Here is a 17,267-nt window from a genome sequence, read left to right as displayed (position 1 = left end):
GTCCATGGCCGAACCGCGTCGAACCCTGGTGCCGCCCGCGGTGACCGAGTTCCTCGGATCGGCGCGATTCAACTCGACCCTCGCGCTGCTGGCGGTCGTGACCGGATTCTCCACGCACGCGATCCGCGCGCTGATGGGCTGGCCCGGCCTCATCGGGGTGCTCGGCGCCATCGCCGTCCTGGCGGCGTTGTCGTTCATCGCCCAGCGCAAGCTCATCGAGTGGCACGGCCTGCTGCCGATCTCCGCCCTGCTGTTCGTCGGCTGGTGCGCTCTGTCCATCATCTGGAGCGACTACCAGTGGGCGACGGTCGCCGGGGTCCTGTACCAACTGCTGTTCGCCTTCCTGGCCGTCTACATCGCCCTGGTGCGCGACGCGATCCAGATCGTCCGGGTGGTGGGCGACGCCCTGCGCGTGCTGCTCACCGTGTCGCTCGCGCTGGAGGTCCTGAGCGGCCTGCTGCTGGACGTGCCGATCCGCTTCCTGGGGATCGCGGGCAACATCGCGGCGGGAGGACCGATCCAGGGCCTGTTCGGCACCCGCAACCAGCTCAGCATCGTCGCGCTGATCGCGTTCGTCACGTTCCTGGTCGAGCTGCGCACGCGCTCTGTGCGGCCGACGATGGCGGCGTTCTCGATCACGCTCGCCGCGCTCTGCATCCTGCTGGCGCACTCCCCCGTCATCGCCGCGGTGTCGGTGGTGGTCGGGTTCGCCACGCTCGCGCTGTACCTGCTGCGGAAGGTGCCGGCCCACCGCCGGACGCTGGTGCAGTGGGTGCTGGCGCTCGTGACGATCGCGATCCTGGTCACCGCGTACATCTACCGCACCCGCGTCATCGACCTGCTCAACGCCCGCGCGGACTTCCAGGTGCGCTACAAGCTCTGGATCCAGATCTGGGAGCTCATCCCGATCAACCAGATCGCCGGCTGGGGCTGGGTGGGCGCCTGGCCGACCGACCTCTACCCGTTCAACGCCATCCAGGACGCGACCGGCACCTACCACCCGGACGGCCTGAACGCCTACCTCGACGTCTACCTCCAGGTCGGCTTCATCGGCCTCCTGATCTTCGTCGCGCTCATCGCGCTGGCGTTCGGCCGCTCCTGGCTGCTCGCCTCCAACCGCCGCAGCGTCGTCTACGCCTGGGCGCCGCTCGTGCTCGTCGCCCTGCTGGTCACGAGCGTCTTCGAGAGCTCGATCCTGATCGAGTCCGGCTGGATGCTGATCGTGATCTGCACGGTGAAGGCGTCGCAGGGCATGAGCTGGCGGCTGCGGCTGCCGCACCGGGACGGGGCGTAGGGCGTCAGCCTGCTCGATGAGGGTGACGCTCCCGAGCGGGCAAGAGTTGCGCGACGCGACGGCCAGTGACCGGTGACGTCATGCGTCGTCCAGGCGCGCGCGCGAACGACGACGTGCGAGCACCGCGACCGCGGTGCCGACAGCGGCGAGGACGCCGAAGGTAACCAGACCGGCGCGGGACTCGGTAAGCCCGTCTCGGCGAGTGTTCCCTCAACCGCATCCTTTGACGCAGGGAGCTCGGGAGCACCATCCGATCCTGCAGAACCGGCCGGAGGCGTCGTCGGCGGATCGGTGGGAACCGGCCCGAGGACCATGAACGGGACCCGCTCGTCATGGGCGCCGAACGCCATGTCATCAGCCGCGCACATCCACCCGAGCGTGTGCGGGCCGGGTTGAAGATCCGAAGGCACGATCACGTCGGCGTCGATGAGACCGGTGTCGGAATCAATCGGAACATACGCGCTAGTCATCATGTTCTCAGGGCTTCGCCGCCACGGATGTTCTCATTGCGTTCGTGTCTCCTCCTGCTCGGCGGCATCGCGGGACTCTCGGAGGAGGTCGCACAGGGACGACCCTGCCTGTGACGGCCGCCGCCGCCCCGGGACGGGGAGGCGCCGGCGACAGCCGCGATGATCCCCCGCTTGGTCACAGCCGGATGCCGATGGACGGAAGGACCGGAACCGCGCATCGACGAGGGTCCGGGCTCAGGCCTCAGCCGGCCGTCGCCTCGCGCCACTCCGCGATCGCGGCGGCGAGCTCCTCGTGGTCGAGTCCGTCGAGCGCTCCCGGACCGAAACCGTCCGCGTAGAGCGCGGCGACCGCCTCAACCGCGCCCGGGCCGATCCCCGACCGGCTCATGCCGACCGTGTTGGCGCCGCGCACCCTGGCGGGGTTGCCGAACGCCTTCGCCCACGGCGGCACGTCCCGCGTCACCACGGACCCCATGCCGACCATCGCCCCGCGGCCGACGTAGCGGCGCTGGTGGACCGACGTGCCGAGGCCGAGGTTGGCGCCGTCGCCGATGCGCACGTGACCCGCCAGGAGCACGCTCGAGGCCAGCGTCACGCCGTCGCCCAGGCGGCAGTCGTGGGCGATGTAGACCTGGTTCATCACGAAGGCGTCGTCGCCGATGACCGTCTGCGCGTGCCAGCCCTGGTGCACCTGCGCGTACTCGCGGAACACGTTGCGGTGGCCGATCCGGATGCCGTTTCCGCTCGACAGGTCGGCCGCATCGCGCGGGTGGTCCCACGAGCGGACCTCCGGCGGTGCGCCGATCACGACGCCCGCGCCGATCCAATTGCCGTCGCCGAGCTCCACGGGGCCGGTGATCACGGCGAACGGACCGATCGTGTTGCCCTCCCCCAGGCGCACATCGCCCGAGACGACCGCGGTGGGATGGATGGAATTGGGCTGGGCGCTCATGCAGACCGATCGAACGGAGAGGACAAGGTAAGGTGGGAGCGCACGTTTTCCCGTTACGCCCACAGCACTATACCCACGAGGCTCAATGATTCCCATCACGACGGTCAAGTTCGGTCCCGAAGAAGAGCGCGAGGTCCTGGAGGTCCTCCGCTCGGGCTCCATCGCCCAGGGTCCGAAGGTGGCTCAGCTCGAGGACGAGTTCGCCCGTATGCACGACGCGAAGCACGCGATCGCGGTGAACAACGGGACGACCGCGCTGGTCGCGTCGCTGCAGGCCCTCGGCCTCGGTCCGGGCGATGAGGTGATCACCTCCCCGTTCACGTTCGTCGCGACCCTCAACGCGATCCTGGAGACGGGGGCGACCGCGACCTTCGCCGACATCCGCCTCGACGACTTCAACGTCGACCCCGAGTCCGTCGCAGCCGCCGTCGGGCCGCGCACCAAGGTCCTGCTCCCCGTCCACCTCTACGGTCAGATGGCCGACATGGAGCCGATCTCCGCGATCGCCGAGCAGAACGGTCTCCGGATCCTCGAGGACGCCGCGCAGTCGCACGGGGCGACCTACAACGGCCGTTACGCGGGCAGCTATGGCATCGGCTCCTTCTCGCTCTACGCGACCAAGAACCTGACCACGGGCGAGGGCGGCCTGATCACGACCGACGACGACGCGATCGCCGACACGCTCCGCGTGATGCGCAACCAGGGCATGCGCGCCCGGTACGTGTACGAGATGGCCGGTCACAACTACAGACTGACCGACCTGCAGGCGGCACTGGGCATCCCGCAGCTCGCGCGGTACGCGTCCATCGTCGCGGCGCGCAAGCGCAACGCGGCGCGCCTGATCGAAGGCCTCGCGGGCGTGCCGGGCATCGTGACGCCCCAGGAGCTCCCCGGCCGCTCGCACGTGTGGCACCAGTTCACCGTGCGCGTGACGGAGGAGGCCGCGGTGAGCCGCGACGAGTTCGTGGCCAAGCTGGGCGAGGCGGGCGTGGGCGCAGGCGTCTACTACCCGCGTCTGCTGTGGGACTACGACGCCTACCGCGACCACCCCAACGTGATCAAGCGCGACGCCCCGGTGGCGGAGCAGGTCGCAAGCCAGGTCGTCTCGCTTCCGGTCCACAACTCGCTGAGCGACGAAGACCTCGACACCATCGTCGAGACCGTCGCCGCCGTCGCGGGCGGACACCGGTGACCGCCCTCAAGCGTGTCGCGCTCGTCGGCGCCGGCACCATGGGAAGCCACCATGCGCGCGTGATCTCGCAGTCGGCAGGCGCCGAGCTGGCGCTCCTCATCGACCCCCGCGAAGCGGTCGGCGCGAGCGTCGCCGAGCGTTTCGGCGCCAGCTGGCTCCCGGAGCTCCCCGACCTCGACGGGATCGACGCGGTCGTCGTTGCGGCCGCCACCGAGGCCCACTACGACCTGGCCACGCGCGTGCTCGGCCAGGACGTTCCGCTGCTGGTCGAGAAGCCGGTCGCGGACAGCCTGGCGCGGACCGAAGAGGTCATCGCCCTCGCCGATTCGCGCGACATCCCGTTCATGTGCGGCCTCCTCGAGCGCTACAACCCCGCGGTCATGACGGCTCGCGGAATCATGGGCGAGCCCATCCACATCACGGCGTCCCGGCACTCGCCGTACGCCCCGCGCATCCGCACCGGTGTCGCGTGGGACCTGCTCGTCCACGACGTCGACCTCGCCATCGGCTTCGTCGGCGCGGCGCCCGTCGCGGCCGAGTCCCGGCTCGGATACTTCCACCCGGAGTCGCTCCAGGGCGCGGAGGACGTCGCCGAGACGATCCTCGACTTCCCGGGCGGCGCCATCGCCCATGTGTCCGCGAGCCGCATCGGTCAGCGCAAGATCCGTCAGCTCTCGGTCTACGAGCGCGACCGCCTCATCGAGGTGGACCTGCTGCGGCGCGATGTCACCGTCTACCGCCACGTCTCCGAGAACTCCGTCGACGACGGCCGCGGCTACCGCCAGCAGACGGTCATCGAGATCCCCGAGCTCGTGAGCTCGCAGGAGCCCCTGACCACGCAGTTCGCCCGGTTCCTCGACGTCATCGACGGCCGCATCGACGCCGCCGCCGAGCGCGCGAGCTTCCTCCCGGCGCACCGCGTGATCGACCAGGTCATCTCGCAGAGGCCGAGCGCCGCGGCATGAGCGCGTCCACCGGGCGCCGTGAGAGACGGATGCCCGCGCTGCTCCAGAAGCCGATGGTGCGCTACCTGCTCGCGGGCGGCGTCGCCTTCCTCGTCGACTTCGGGCTCCTGGCGCTGTTCCATGAGGTCTTCGGATGGGTCACCTGGCTGGCCGCCGGCGTCGCCTTCATCGTCAGCTTCGCGTTCACCTACTTCATCCAGCGGGTCTTCTCGTTCGAGTCGACCGCGCCGCATGGCAAGGCCCTGATCAAGTACACTCTGCTGGTCGCCTTCAACACCCTGGCGACCGCGATCATCGTCGGGCTGGTCGACCAATCCGCGCTCTCCTGGGCCGGCGGAAAGGTGATCGCCACCGCGGTGACCACTGTGTGGAACTACTTCGCGTACAAATACTGGGTGTTCGCATCGCCGCCCTCGGCCATCGTCGAGCCGGAGCCCGGAGAGGACTGAACTATGTACAACGGCGCACGAATCGCCGCTGTGGTGCCCGCTTACAAAGAAGAGAAGATGATCTCCCAGGTCATCGACACGATGCCTGAATTCGTGGACCACATCGTGATCGTCGACGATCACAGCCCGGACGGGACGAGCGCGGTCGTGCAGGCCAGCACCGACGACCGCGTCGTGCTGATCCGCCACGAGGTCAACCAGGGTGTCGGCGGCGCCATCATCACCGGGCACCGCGCTGCCATCGACCTCGGCGCCGACGTGAACGTGATCATGGCCGGCGACGCGCAGATGGACCCGGCCTACCTCCCGGCCCTGCTCGACCACGTGACGACCGAGGGCTACGGCTTCGCGAAGGCCAACCGGTTCTTCGCCCCGGAGTCCTTCCACGGGATGCCCCGCTACCGGATCTTCGGCAACATCGTCCTGTCGTTCATGACGAAGCTGGCCTCCGGGTACTGGCACCTCTTCGACCCGCAGAACGGCTACACGGCGATCCGCACGGACGTGCTGCGCCGGGTGCCGCTGGACAACGTCGCGCGGCGGTACAGCTTCGAGAACGACCTCCTGATCCACCTCAACATCCTGCAGGTGCCTGCGGTGGACGTGCCCATCCCCGCCGTCTACGGCGAAGAGGTGTCGAGCATCCGCCTCGGCCGGGTGGTCCCCGAGCTGCTCAGCCTCCTCACGCGCGGCTTCTGGCGACGGATCTGGTACCGCTACGTACTGTGGTCGTTCTCCCCCATCGCACTGCTCCTGGTGCTGGGCATGATCCTCTTCCTCTTCGGATTCGGCGTCGCCATCTGGGTCTGCTTCCAGATCGCCGCTTCCGTGGTCGCGACGGCAGCCACGGTCATGCTCGCGGCACTGCCGCTGATGCTGGGGACGCAGATGCTCATCAGCGCCCTGCAACTCGACATCCAGGCGAGCCCGTCGACGCCGAGTTACCTCCCATTCGAACGGGAGCCCGACATCACCTGATCGGGCTCCGAACGGAAGAAGGCGGCCACCGCGATGCGCGGTGGCCGCCTTCGTGCGTCTTCCGTCAGGGCGCGGCAGGGACCGCCTGCGGCGTCACCGAGTAGAGGTGGAAGGTGGTCGGCCCCTGTTTGATCGTCGCCTGCTCGGCGAGGCAGGGCTGATCGACGGGCGCGTCGGAGATGACGTGACGCACGTGCTTCTGCGCGAACGAATAGCAGGAGTCGAAGGTCATCACGATCGCATCGGCCGCGGGGTTGTGCGGGTTCGGAGCGCCCTGGCCGGCCACCCAGCTCAGGTTCGCGAGGCGGTTCCAGTTCAGCTCGTGCGTGTGGGCCGGGTCGATCTGCTTCCACATCTCCGCCGGGGGTGCACCCTGGAACCCGTTGTAGCCGGGCAGTCCCGACTGGACGAGCACAGCGCTCGGCAGGCGAGAGTCCCCGACGCCCACCCAGCTCCCGGGATCGGCCGCCTGCATCGCGTGCATCTTCTTGGCGACCGCCGTGTCGTTGAGGTCGTACACCCCGCGGTAGAGCGGGTTGACCCCCATCGAGCCGATCAGGGAGACGGCGAGGAAGCAGACGCTGCCGATGAGCGCCCAGCCCGACGAGTAGGCCACGACCGAGAGCACGAAGAGCACACCGACGATCGGCCACGACCACGACTGGATCACCAGCGGCGAGCCGAGGTGGAAGAGGTGCACGGCGACGATCGCGACGGAGCCCGCGGCGAGCACACCGGCCAGGACCGTGGCGATGACCGGCATCCTGCCCTTCTCGCGGCGGATGGCGTCGGCGCGCTGGGCGATGACCAGCGCGAACACCACCGACAGGAGGCCGAAGCCCATCCGCAGGCGGCCATCCGTCGTCCGGTCGAGCAGGATGAGGTGAGAGATCGCGTCCCAGCCCGGGAGGACGAGGAAGAGGGTGAAGAGCGCGGTGACCGCGAGCAGGGCGACGAGGAGCCAGTCGGTCCCCCGCCGGGCGCGGCGGTCGCGCACGATGAGCCAGATCGCCGGGACAGCGAGGAACAGCCCGATCAGGAAGAACGTCGAGGCCTCCGAGGCGTTCCCGCCGAGCGGCTGCCCGCCGACAACGCCGAGGTTGCGCGTCACCGGGGCGGCGAAGAGGGCGATCAGGCCGTCCTTGTTCGTCTGCCCGGTGTGCTCGAATCTCTGGCCCGGGTAGACGGTGTCGAGGAACCTCTGGATCGTGGCCCACCTGGTCACGATCCACACGAGCAGCACGGCGACGCCGGCGGCGCCCCCGACGAGGATCGGGAGGAGCGAGCGGACGCGCGCCCGGATCGGGCCGTCGTACCCGACGCCCTCCTCGAAGGCGAGCGGCCGGCGCCCGAGCAGCAGGCCGACGCCCGCGAACAGCACGACGAACACCGCAGGCACGATGAACGGGACGTAGACCCCCATCCCCATGGTCACCGTCAGGTAGCCGACCACGCCGACCCAGGTCCAGCGTTGCCAGCGGCTGCGCGATTTGATCAGCCAGACGACGGCCGCGATCGTGGCGAACGCCCACGCGGCCGGCCAGAAGGTCACGGGCAGGTACCACCACTGGAAGAACGGGGCGAAGAAGAATCCGACCGCGATCGCCGCCGCGGTCACCGGACGCCGGGGCAGGAACGTGACGGCGGCCAGGTACGCGGCCGCCATCAGCGCGAAGCCGGGAAGCCACCATTTCAGCGCCATCGCGTTGTCCAGAGGCAGGAACCAGAAGCCGAGGAGGTGCGGACGGAAGACCATCGACCAGTCCCACGACGGCAGGTCCGACTGGACGGTGGAGTCGATTCCGCCCGGGAAGGTGTGGTTGACCACGGGGAGGCCCTGCTCCACCTGCGAGATGGTCCAGGCCGTCTGCACCGACCACTCGTCGCTGCGGATCGCCTCCGGCTCGCCGGCGATGAGACTCGAGTCGGACCCGGTGGCGAAGAACTGGTGGAGGAAGCCCGTCGACGAGCCCGTGATGCCGAGTCCGACGAAGACGACGAGGAGGATGAACAGCACCGCGGGGAACGCGACGACGACACGCCAATTCGGGAGGCCGACCTGCGTCGGTGCGACCGCAGCGCGCCAGCGCGCGACGACGGCGCGGCCGGGACGGCGCCGTCCTGCGACCTCTTCCTGGTCGCCGGTGGCGGCTTCGACCGGTTTCTCACCGACGGCAGAGTTCACTTCTTCATTCCTTGGGTGTATGGCGTGATGGCAGCCACGAGCTTACTTGACGGGCGCTGGATTTCCGCTGATCCTGCGGCGCGCCTAGGCAGGCTGGACGAGGTCTCGCGCAATGTCCTGGAGGCCGCGGCTCGCGTAGCGCGCGTACGCCCCCGTCGTGGCGAGCAGGAGGACGGGCACAGCCCGCAGCAGGCGGTTGCGCGGCATCCGGGCACGCCTGGACTCGAAGACCGCCTTACGGCGCGCTTCGGTCACGAGGTCGGTGGCCGCGCCCATCGCGGGAAGCCGCTCGGCCAGCACGGCGCCCCGCCTGGCGAGCGTGCGGTTCCTCTCGCCGCGGGGCTCGAGCATCCTGCCGAGCTTGTAGCGGAGCGTCGGCTCGATCACCCCGATCGCGTTCGCGCCGTGGATCCGGTAGCGGGTGGGTCGGGACTCGACGACGGCGAGCCCGCCGCGCGCCGCCGCCACGATCGCGAGCCACTCGTCGTGGACCCACTCATCGGGGAAGGGAGCGGCGGCCTCCAGCAGCGAGCGGCGGAAGACCATGGTCGCCCCGGTGGCCAGGTTCCTTCGGAGGAGCGCTCCGAACCCCCTGCCGTCACGCACCGCGTCCAGTTCGTCCGCACGCAGCTCCAGGCTCTGGAACAGGGTCGCACCGGTCGGCGCGCCGTCGCCGTCGATGATCGTGGCGTCGGTGAACACGCAGAGCAGTCCGGGGTCGGCCTCGAAGCGCTGGGCGAGAGCCTCCAGCCGGTCCCGCTCCCAGACGTCGTCCTGGTCGCAGAGCGCGATGAGGTCGCCCGTCGCCGCCTGGATCGCCTGTTCGAAGTTTCGCACCACTCCGAGGGCGACGGGATTCTCGATCACCGTCAGCTCGGGCGCACCGCCTCCGGCCGCCCGGACGGCCCCGGCGACGATGGCGACCGTGCCGTCGGCCGAGGCGTCGTCCGAGAGCACCAGCTCGTCGGGAAGCCGCGCCTGGGACAGGATGCTCGCGACCTGCTCGCCCACGAACCGTGCACCGTTGTGCGTGCACAACGCGACCGAGATCCTCACTCGGCGTCCTGGTGCAAGTAGTCGTAGAACTCGTCCTTGCGGTCGCGCAGGCCGTGGTATTGGTTGCCGCTCTCCTCCGCCATGACCTGGCCGATCAGGACGGCGGACTTCCGCACCTGCCAGCCGTGCCGCAGCGCTCGCGAGGTCATCCACTGGTCCTCGAGCATCAGGAACCGCGCGGGAAGGTCGAAATAGCCCGGCTCGGAGACGAGCTCGATGTCGGCGATCGTACCGCCGGTTCCCGCGTAGTCCAGGGCCTCACCGGCCGCGACCTCCGACCGCTGCCAGTGGCTCCCGTGATTGGCGAAGCCCCACCAGGCGGTGACGCTGTGCGGCCGGTACTCGGACAGCAGGGTGGCGACGAAATCGGGCATCACGTCCTGATCGTCGTCGAGCATGACGAACGGACCGCGCACACCGGCCTGCCACAGCCAGTGCGCGACGACGAACCGGGCGATTCCGCCGATGTTGCTCGGCGACTCGTAGAGCTCGATCGACGCGAGGTTCACGAGCCGCGCGTCCTCCAGCACCCGCCGGTAGAGCTCGGTGTTCGCGGCGTGGTTGTTCCAGAGGATCAGCCGGATCGGCCGATCGGTCTTCTGCAGCGCGAGCATCCGGACGATCTCGGGCAGCCGCGCCGGACGCTTGTAGAGGCACATGACGATCGGGACGGCGTCCTCGGTGACCTCGCCGAGGGTCACGAGCGGCTGGATCGGAGCCGCGATGAGGTCGTGGACGGTCCGCGCCCGACGCGCCTCGGCGTGAGCGACGCGGCGCCGGTCGCGGTCGTCGCGCACCGAGCCGGCCGTGCGGGCGATGCGCCCGGCGACGCCGTTCACCGCGGCTCCCGCCCGATCCGCCACGCGCACGACGCGCCGTGAGCGCTGTGCGGCAAGGGCCGCCTCGGCGGCCTCCGCGCGCCGTTCGGCGTGCGCAAGCCGCCCGGCCAGCGAGAGCTGTTCTGCAACAGCGACCCGCAGGGCCTCCCGCTCCACCGCCGGCAGAGCGTCGATCGGGGTGTCCGCCGCGGCCCGGAGGTCGCGGAGCCTGTCGTCGAGCGCGAAGCCCGCGGACTCCAGCTCGCCTGCCGTCGGGGTGCCGGCCAGATACCGGGCGGTCGCGAGCGGATCGCCTCCGGACGCCGCCAGCCGTTGCGCGAGCGAGCGCGAACCCAGCCGGAGCACCTCGACGGTCGACTGCTCGGCCGGGACGTCGGGGCCGGGACGTCGCGCCGTGCGCGTCACCGGATCCACCGGCACGCCGATCGAACGCAGCCGGTCCGGGTCCCGCGCGTCCCGGTGGATGAGCCGATCGAACCCGGCGCCCGAGGCCGCAGCAGGCCCGGTCAGGCCCGTCACCGGAACATCGATGCGCGCGACCGTGCGGTCGAGCGCCCGCAGCGCCTCCACGAGCCGGGTCGACGGGTCGGCCGCCACCCAGAACTCGCCCCCGGCGGCATCGAGCACCCAGTCGTCACCGTCGGGAGCCCAGGCCGCGACGAGCTCGACCGCTCCCGGCGCCAGTCTGCTCTCGATCGCCGACCGCAGCGCAGGATCGTCGGCCGGGTCGATGAGGACGACGCGGTCGACACCCTGCGCCCGATGATGGTCGACGGTCGCTGCGATCAGGTCGACGTCGGCCGGCGAGACGTGGACGGCGAGCGTGATCCCCAAATCGTTTCCCCCGTTCGGGCTCAGGCCGGACGTCCGCTGCGTTCGCCGAGATCCTCGGCGGTCGGCTCGGCGTACACCGCGCCGACCGCGTATTCGTAGTACGGGACGTCGAACGAGGTCACCTGCGGCAGGTCGTGGATGTGCCGTCCGGCGAAGTCCATCAGCGAGGCATTGAGGAAGTACTTCCCCGTGCCGAACCGGACGTCCTTGAACGTGAACCGGACGGTGCGCTCCTCGCGCAGGGTCGGGAGACGGAGCCCGATGCGCTTCGTGGTCGTGCCGTAGACGGCCTGTCCCATCGTGTTGTCGATCTGGATGGCGCCCATCCAGTCGTCCAGCCCGTCGTAGTGCTCGACGTCCATCTCGACGACCAGGTCAGACCCGGGAGACACCTCGTCTCCCGGCTGTCCGCCTGCCGGGTAGACCCGGACGTCGTGGATCACACCGCGGCCCATGATCTCGTCGACCTTGTCGCCCTCGGCGGCCTGGCGCCGTTCCTCCAGGTTCTCGCGCAACAGCGCGACGCCCTTGTTCGGCTCGCCCTCGTATTTGACCTCGCCCTTGTCGAGGAGGATGACCCAGTCGCAGAGCTCGGTCACCTGGCCGGAGGAATGGGTCACGAGGATGATCGTGCGTCCCTGCTCCTGGAACGACCGGATCTTGTCGAGGCACTTGCGTTGGAAGGCCTCGTCGCCGACCGCGAGGATCTCGTCGACGAGGAGGATGTCCGGGTCGGTGTGCACGGCGACCGCGAAGGCGAGCCGCACGTACATGCCCGACGAGTAGAACTTGACCTGCGTGTCGATGAAGTCCGCGATGCCGGAGAAGGCGACGATCTCGTCGAAGCGCTCCTCGGTCTCCTTGCGCGTGAGCCCGAGGATCGATGCGTTCAGGAAGACGTTCTCCCGGCCGGTCAGGTCGGGATGGAAGCCCGCGCCGAGCTCGAGGAGCGCGGCGATCCGCCCGCGGTGGCTGACGGAGCCCGCGGTCGGCTCGAGGATCCCGCCGATCACCTTGAGGAGCGTGCTCTTGCCCGAGCCGTTGTGGCCGATGAGGCCGACGGTGGTGCCCGCGGTGATGTGGGCCGTCACGCCCTTGAGCGCCCAGAAGTCCTCGCGGTGCTTGCGGCCGCGGCCGAAGCCGGTGAGGCGCTCCTTGAGGGAGTTGTCCTTGCGGACGACGAAGCGCTTGGTGACATCGTCGATGACGATGATCTCCGGCGCGGTCTCCTCGGCGGGCGAGGCGCCGGTCACTGGTGTAGTCATACTGCTCGTCATGGCCTTCTGATCACAGTTCCTGCGCGAAGTTGCCCTGCAGGCGCGCGAACACCCGCTGGAAGCCGACCAGCATGATCAGACCGATGGCGATCGCGATCAGCATCCGCGGCAGGAGCCATTCGGGCGACGGCTGGGTGTCCCCGCTCACCCACATGGCCTTCTGGAAGCCGAGGACGGCCAGGGTGATCGGGTTGTTCGTGTAGATGTCCAGCAGGACGCCGTTGCCGAGCGCAGCCTGGACGGTGCTCCACGGGTACACGATCGGCGACGCCCACATCAGGATCATCAGGCCGACCTCCACCAGGTACTGGATGTCGCGGAGGTAGACGTTCGCCGCCGAGAGCAGGATCGCGAACGCCGTGCCGAACACGAGGACCAGCAGGAACGCGGGGATGAGGTAGACGATGCCGGGGTGGATCGGGAACTTCCGCAGGACCAGCGTGGCGATCACCAGGATGCCGAACTGGATGAGGAAGTTGAACAGCGCGGAACCGACGCTCGCGAGCGGGAAGATCTCGCGTGGCAGGTAGATCTTCTTGATCAGGCCGGAGTTGCCGACGATCGAGGAGGTCCCTCCCGCCACGATCTCGCTGAAGAGCGTGTACGCGGTCAGGCCGGTGAAGACGTAGATCGCGAAGTCGGGCGTGCCCCGCGCAGCGCCGAGGAAGCGGCCGATGACCACGTAATAGATGACGAGCTGGGTCAGCGGCCGCACGAGCGACCAGAGGAAGCCCAGCGTGCTGTCCTTGTAGCGGGCCTTGAGGTCGCGGCGGACCAGCAGGCCGAGCATCTCGCGCTGCCCGAGGATCTCGCGCAGCGACGCCCAGCTCCCGCCGAGGGCGCCGCCCTTCGCGCCGGTGCGGACGAGCGGCGCGTCGGCGAGCGCAGCGAAACGGGCGTCGCGCAGTTCGCGATCGGAGAGTCTTTGATTGGCCATGAGCAGAAGCAAGCATAGCTTGCGCCCTCCTGAACCCCGGCTGAGCGAACCGTTCCCGGCTGTGCGGCCCCGGGTGGTCAGCGGCCGGGACGGAGGCGGACGACGGCGTCGCTCCAGCGCACGACCTTGCGCGACCGGAGGTGGTCGATCTCCTCGTAGAGACGCGCCTCCCGCGCTTCGACCGCCCGGACGTCCTCGAGCAGACCGTCGATGCGCTGCTTGCCCTCGTCGATGTAGCCGAGCAGCTCCGCGATCCGCGCGTCCGCCGCGGCCTGCGCCTGGCGCTGCTCGCGCTCGAGCCGTGCGATCGAGGGCGCCCAGCGCCGCGCCGCCGACAGCTCCTTCGCGTCGAGGGGCACATCGGCGACCGGGGACTCGAAGGCCTCGGCGATGCGGAGGTCCCGCACGAGGGTCCCGTCGGCGACGGCCGCGTCGACCTCGGCGGCATCCGGGTGACGCAGCACGTAGTAGGCGAACAGCAGACCGTCGAGGTAGCGCCGGTACTCGCGCATCCCGTGGTGGTTCGGGCTGGGCTGGAGGTCGGGGTTCGACGCGTACGCGCGACCCGACTTCTCGACCTTGCCCTCGAACTGCTCCCACGAGCGCCACGGGAAGTGGAGCACCTCCAGGGCCAGGTCCGCCGGGACCTCGCCCTTCCGCTCGAGGTTGACGAAGTGGTTGCCCTGCGCCACCTCGATGTCGGGCGAGCCGATGTGGACGGCGTCGGCCGTCGCGTGCGCGTGGATGCCGAGCTCGTTCATCCGCCCGACCGGGCGCCTGTCCTGCAGCGTGAGCCGCTGCAGCCCCGTTCCACGTCCCGCGGGATCGCCGATCATGTCGATGACCTCGACCGGGAACGTGCGCAGCGACACCGGCATCTCGGAGAGGACGTCGCGCACGGTCGCGCCACCCGCCCGAGGCAGCCAGAACTCGTCCGCGTCGGCGTTGATGACCCAGTCCGCGCCGTGCACCGTCGCAGCGTCGCGCGCCATTCCGGTGACCACGCTGAACTGCTGCTTGCGCTGGACGGGATCGTGGCGGAGGTCGATGCGATCGCCGTACGACTCCAGGATCTCGGTCGTGCCGTCGACGGATCCGTTGTCGGTCACGATGATGGCGTCCGCGCCCTGCGCGATCAGGTTGTCGATCACCGGTCCCACGATGTCCGCCTCGTCGCGGACCATCAGCGTGACGGCAAGTCTCACGGGTTTCCTCACTACTATTCGGGAATTCACACAATCATGCCATAGCGCGAAACGTGATCCGGACCTTTCCCGGGGGCTACCTTGTAGACTCGGTGGGTTCATCAGCAGAGAAGAGTGGTCGAGGGGTTCGGAACGAATGAAGAAGCGCCGCAACGGAGTCGTCTCCGTCGTCCTGGTCAACTTCCGGGGGGCGGACGACACGGTCGAATGCGTGCGCGGCCTGCGGGAGCTCAACTGGCCGGCCGACCGGCTGGAGATCGTCGTCGTCGAGAACGGCTCGGGTGACGACAGCCTCGAGAAGCTGAAGGCGCTCGGCGACGACATCGTCCTGATCGACTCCGGCGCCAACCTCGGCTTCACCGGAGGCTGCAACCTCGGGGTCGAGCACTCCAGCGGCGAGTTCGTCGCGTTCCTCAACAACGACGCGAAGCCGCACCCCGACTGGATCGCCGAGGCGATCGCGACCTTCGACGGCGGCCTTGAGATCGGCGCGGTCGCCAGCAAGGTCCTCGACTGGGACGGCGTCGACGTCGACTTCGTCGACGGCTCGGTGACCTGGTACGGCATGGGCTACAAGCCGCACGCCGGCGAGAAGGACCGCGGGAGCTGGGATGTCGAGAAGGACGTCCTCTTCGGCACGGGCGCCGCCATGTTCATCCGCGCGGAGGTCTTCGATGAGCTCGGCGGCTTCGACGACAACTACTTCATGTTCTACGACGACGTCGACCTCGGCTGGCGCCTCAACCTGCTCGGCTACCGCTTCCGGTTCCAGCCGAAGTCGCTGGCGTATCACAAGCACCACGCGTCGATGAACAAGTTCGGCAACTTCCGCGAGGAGTACCTGCTCGAGCGCAACGCGCTCTACACGCTCTACAAGAACCTCGAGGACGACTCGCTCCGCGACGTGTTCGCCGGCGCCCTCCTGCTCGCCGTCCGGCGCGCGGTCGCCCGCGGTCGCCTCGACTCCACCTCCCTCGACCTGCGCAACCCCGGCGACGACTCGCAGCGCGAATCGCCCGTCGACAAGTCGACGCTCGCCGGCATCTTCGCCATCGACCAGTTCGTCGAGCACCTTCCCGAGGCCACCGCCGAGCGCGAGAAGGTCCAGAGCACGCGCGTGCGCTCCGACCGTGAGCTGATCCGCCTCTTCGGGAAGGTCGACGAGCCGGCGTACCCGATCGAGTCCTACCTCGCGGGCTACGAGAAGATCGTGAGCCAGCTCGACGTGCTCTCGGCCACCGCGAAGCGGCGCATCCTCGTCGTGACCGGCGACCCGATCGGCGGCAAGATGGCCGGGCCGGCGATCCGCGCCTGGCACATCGCCAAGGAGCTCTCGTCCGAGCACGACGTGCGCCTGGTGAGCTACACGCGGGCCGAGAAGCTGGACGACATCCCGTTCGAGACCGCGGTCATCTCCCACCACCACCCCTCGTCCGTCAACGAGCACGAGGCGTGGGCCGACGTCATCATCGCCCAGGGCAACGGCATCGCGCTGTTCCCCGCCCTCGCGAAGACCGAGAAGGTCCTGGTCGTGGACGTCTACGATCCGATGCACCTCGAACAGCTCGAGCAGGGTCGTGGCCAGGCGATCAAGGCGTGGGACAAGCAGATCTCCGACGCGACCTCGACGCTGAACCACCAGCTCCTGCTCGGTGACTTCTTCCTCTGCGCCAGCGACCGCCAGCGGCACTTCTGGCTGGGCCAGCTCGCCGCGCTCGGCCGCGTCAACGCGTACACGTACTCCCGCGACTCCGAGCTGGACTCGCTCATCGCGATCGCGCCCTTCGGGATCTCGAGCGACGACCCGGTCCAGAGCCGGCACGCGATCCGCGGCCAGGTGCCCGGCATCGGCGAGAACGACAAGGTGATCGTCTGGGGCGGCGGCATCTACAACTGGTTCGACCCCGAGACGCTGATCCGGGCCGTCGCCGAGGTCGCCAAGCGCCACGACGACGTCCGACTCTTCTTCATGGGCGTCAAGCACCCCAACCCCGATGTGCCCGAGATGGAGATCGTCGCGACCTCCCGCGCGCTGGCCGCCCAGCTCGGAGTGCTCGGCGTCAACGTCTTCTTCAACGACAACTGGGTGGACTTCGACGACCGCCAGAACTTCCTGCTCGACGCCGACCTCGGCGTCTCCACCCACTTCCAGCACGTCGAGACCACCTTCTCGTTCCGTACCCGCATCCTCGACTACCTCTGGTCGGGCCTGCCGATCGTGACCACGGAGGGCGACTCGTTCGGCGACCTGGTAGCCGCGGAGAGCCTCGGCGCGGCCGTCCCCGAGCGCGACCAGGCCGCGCTCGTCGACGCCCTCGAGACCTACCTGTACGACCCCGAGAAGGTCGCAGCGGCGCGCGCGAACGTCGCCCGCGTGCGCGACGACTTCCGCTGGTCGCGCACCCTCGCGGCGCTGGTCGAGTTCTGCAAGGCCCCGGTCCACGCCGCCGACAAGAAGGTGGCGTCCGCCAAGCGGGAGAAGGCCGTCAAGACGACCGCCAAGCGGGTGCCGAGCACCGGTATCCGCCGGGACGTGGAGCGCGCGATGTACTACCTCCGCGAGGGCGGTCCGACGGCGGTCGTGGAGCGGTACCGGGCACGCGCGGTCCGCCGCCGCGACGCCCAGAGCTGACT

13 protein-coding genes are annotated in these 17,267 nt (G+C 69.2%); 6 read left to right on the top strand and 7 right to left on the bottom strand.

The window, feature by feature from the left end:
• Window positions 1–4 precede the first annotated feature (4 nt).
• Window positions 5–1,294, top strand: coding sequence for an O-antigen ligase family protein (locus ACQ86L_RS18670; protein WP_434316724.1), 1,290 nt, complete (start codon window positions 5–7; stop codon window positions 1,292–1,294).
• A 711-nt stretch (window positions 1,295–2,005) separates the two neighbouring features.
• Here ACQ86L_RS18670 and ACQ86L_RS18665 read toward each other — a convergent pair.
• Complete coding sequence (locus tag ACQ86L_RS18665; RefSeq protein WP_434316723.1) at window positions 2,006–2,716, bottom strand: acyl-ACP--UDP-N- acetylglucosamine O-acyltransferase; 711 nt, start codon at window positions 2,714–2,716, stop codon at window positions 2,006–2,008.
• Between the two features lie 85 nt (window positions 2,717–2,801).
• Between ACQ86L_RS18665 and ACQ86L_RS18660 the strand changes: the two genes are divergently transcribed.
• Genes ACQ86L_RS18660 through ACQ86L_RS18645 form a run of 4 tightly spaced genes read left to right on the top strand, consistent with a single transcriptional unit; the run spans window position 2,802 to window position 6,300 of the window.
• Entirely contained in the window at window positions 2,802–3,908 is a 1,107-nt protein-coding gene (locus ACQ86L_RS18660; RefSeq protein WP_434316722.1) for a DegT/DnrJ/EryC1/StrS family aminotransferase, read from the top strand.
• Entirely contained in the window at window positions 3,905–4,873 is a 969-nt protein-coding gene (locus tag ACQ86L_RS18655; RefSeq protein WP_434316721.1) for a Gfo/Idh/MocA family protein, read from the top strand. The genes ACQ86L_RS18660 and ACQ86L_RS18655 overlap by 4 nt, the downstream gene beginning before the upstream one ends.
• Complete coding sequence (locus ACQ86L_RS18650) at window positions 4,870–5,322, top strand: GtrA family protein (RefSeq protein ID WP_434316720.1); 453 nt, start codon at window positions 4,870–4,872, stop codon at window positions 5,320–5,322. The genes ACQ86L_RS18655 and ACQ86L_RS18650 overlap by 4 nt, the downstream gene beginning before the upstream one ends.
• 3 nt (window positions 5,323–5,325) lie before the next feature.
• The gene (locus ACQ86L_RS18645; protein ID WP_434316719.1) at window positions 5,326–6,300 is read left to right on the top strand and encodes a glycosyltransferase family 2 protein; all 975 of its coding nucleotides are present in this window, start codon (window positions 5,326–5,328) and stop codon (window positions 6,298–6,300) included.
• Window positions 6,301–6,364: 64 nt separating this feature from the next.
• Here ACQ86L_RS18645 and ACQ86L_RS18640 read toward each other — a convergent pair whose 3' ends face one another.
• The 6 genes from ACQ86L_RS18640 to ACQ86L_RS18615 all read right to left on the bottom strand — a co-directional run bounded on the left by ACQ86L_RS18640 (window position 6,365) and on the right by ACQ86L_RS18615 (window position 14,633).
• Entirely contained in the window at window positions 6,365–8,485 is a 2,121-nt protein-coding gene (locus tag ACQ86L_RS18640) for a DUF7657 domain-containing protein (protein ID WP_434316718.1), read from the bottom strand.
• 84 nt (window positions 8,486–8,569) lie between these two features.
• Entirely contained in the window at window positions 8,570–9,541 is a 972-nt protein-coding gene (locus ACQ86L_RS18635) for a glycosyltransferase family 2 protein (RefSeq protein WP_434316717.1), read from the bottom strand.
• Window positions 9,538–11,214 carry a hypothetical protein gene (locus ACQ86L_RS18630; RefSeq protein WP_434316716.1) on the bottom strand — a complete coding sequence of 559 codons (1,677 nt, stop codon included), beginning with the start codon at window positions 11,212–11,214 and terminating at the stop codon, window positions 9,538–9,540. Before ACQ86L_RS18630 ends, ACQ86L_RS18635 begins: the two co-directional genes overlap by 4 nt.
• 20 nt (window positions 11,215–11,234) lie before the next feature.
• Window positions 11,235–12,479 carry an ABC transporter ATP-binding protein gene (locus tag ACQ86L_RS18625; RefSeq protein WP_434316715.1) on the bottom strand — a complete coding sequence of 415 codons (1,245 nt, stop codon included), beginning with the start codon at window positions 12,477–12,479 and terminating at the stop codon, window positions 11,235–11,237.
• Between the two features lie 22 nt (window positions 12,480–12,501).
• Window positions 12,502–13,428 (bottom strand): ABC transporter permease, encoded by a 927-nt coding sequence (locus ACQ86L_RS18620; protein WP_434316714.1) that lies wholly within the window; start codon window positions 13,426–13,428, stop codon window positions 12,502–12,504.
• Window positions 13,429–13,505: 77 nt separating this feature from the next.
• Window positions 13,506–14,633: a glycosyltransferase family 2 protein gene (locus ACQ86L_RS18615; RefSeq protein WP_434316713.1), complete on the bottom strand. Its 1,128-nt coding sequence runs from the start codon at window positions 14,631–14,633 to the stop codon at window positions 13,506–13,508.
• 136 nt (window positions 14,634–14,769) lie between these two features.
• Between ACQ86L_RS18615 and ACQ86L_RS18610 the strand changes: the two genes are divergently transcribed.
• Window positions 14,770–17,265: a glycosyltransferase gene (locus tag ACQ86L_RS18610; protein WP_434316712.1), complete on the top strand. Its 2,496-nt coding sequence runs from the start codon at window positions 14,770–14,772 to the stop codon at window positions 17,263–17,265.
• The last annotated feature ends 2 nt before the right edge of the window (window positions 17,266–17,267 follow it).

It is taken from the genome of Leifsonia sp. P73 (assembly GCF_051059105.1).
Lineage (GTDB): Bacteria > Actinomycetota > Actinomycetes > Actinomycetales > Microbacteriaceae > Leifsonia.
The sequence above is the reverse complement of the archived record's forward strand: the minus strand, read 5'-3'. Positions and strand labels throughout refer to the sequence as shown.

Bases quoted from the DNA above. Each gene is read 5' to 3' on its own strand.
- ACQ86L_RS18660 (WP_434316722.1), top strand. From the start codon at position 2,802: ATGATTCCCATCACGACGGTCAAGTTCGGTCCCGAAGAAGAGCGCGAG.
- ACQ86L_RS18665 (WP_434316723.1), bottom strand. From the start codon at position 2,716: ATGAGCGCCCAGCCCAATTCCATCCATCCCACCGCGGTCGTCTCGGGC.
- ACQ86L_RS18650 (WP_434316720.1), top strand. From the start codon at position 4,870: ATGAGCGCGTCCACCGGGCGCCGTGAGAGACGGATGCCCGCGCTGCTC.
- ACQ86L_RS18670 (WP_434316724.1), top strand. From the start codon at position 5: ATGGCCGAACCGCGTCGAACCCTGGTGCCGCCCGCGGTGACCGAGTTC.
- ACQ86L_RS18620 (WP_434316714.1), bottom strand. From the start codon at position 13,428: ATGGCCAATCAAAGACTCTCCGATCGCGAACTGCGCGACGCCCGTTTC.
- ACQ86L_RS18625 (WP_434316715.1), bottom strand. From the start codon at position 12,479: ATGACTACACCAGTGACCGGCGCCTCGCCCGCCGAGGAGACCGCGCCG.
- ACQ86L_RS18645 (WP_434316719.1), top strand. From the start codon at position 5,326: ATGTACAACGGCGCACGAATCGCCGCTGTGGTGCCCGCTTACAAAGAA.
- ACQ86L_RS18610 (WP_434316712.1), top strand. From the start codon at position 14,770: ATGAAGAAGCGCCGCAACGGAGTCGTCTCCGTCGTCCTGGTCAACTTC.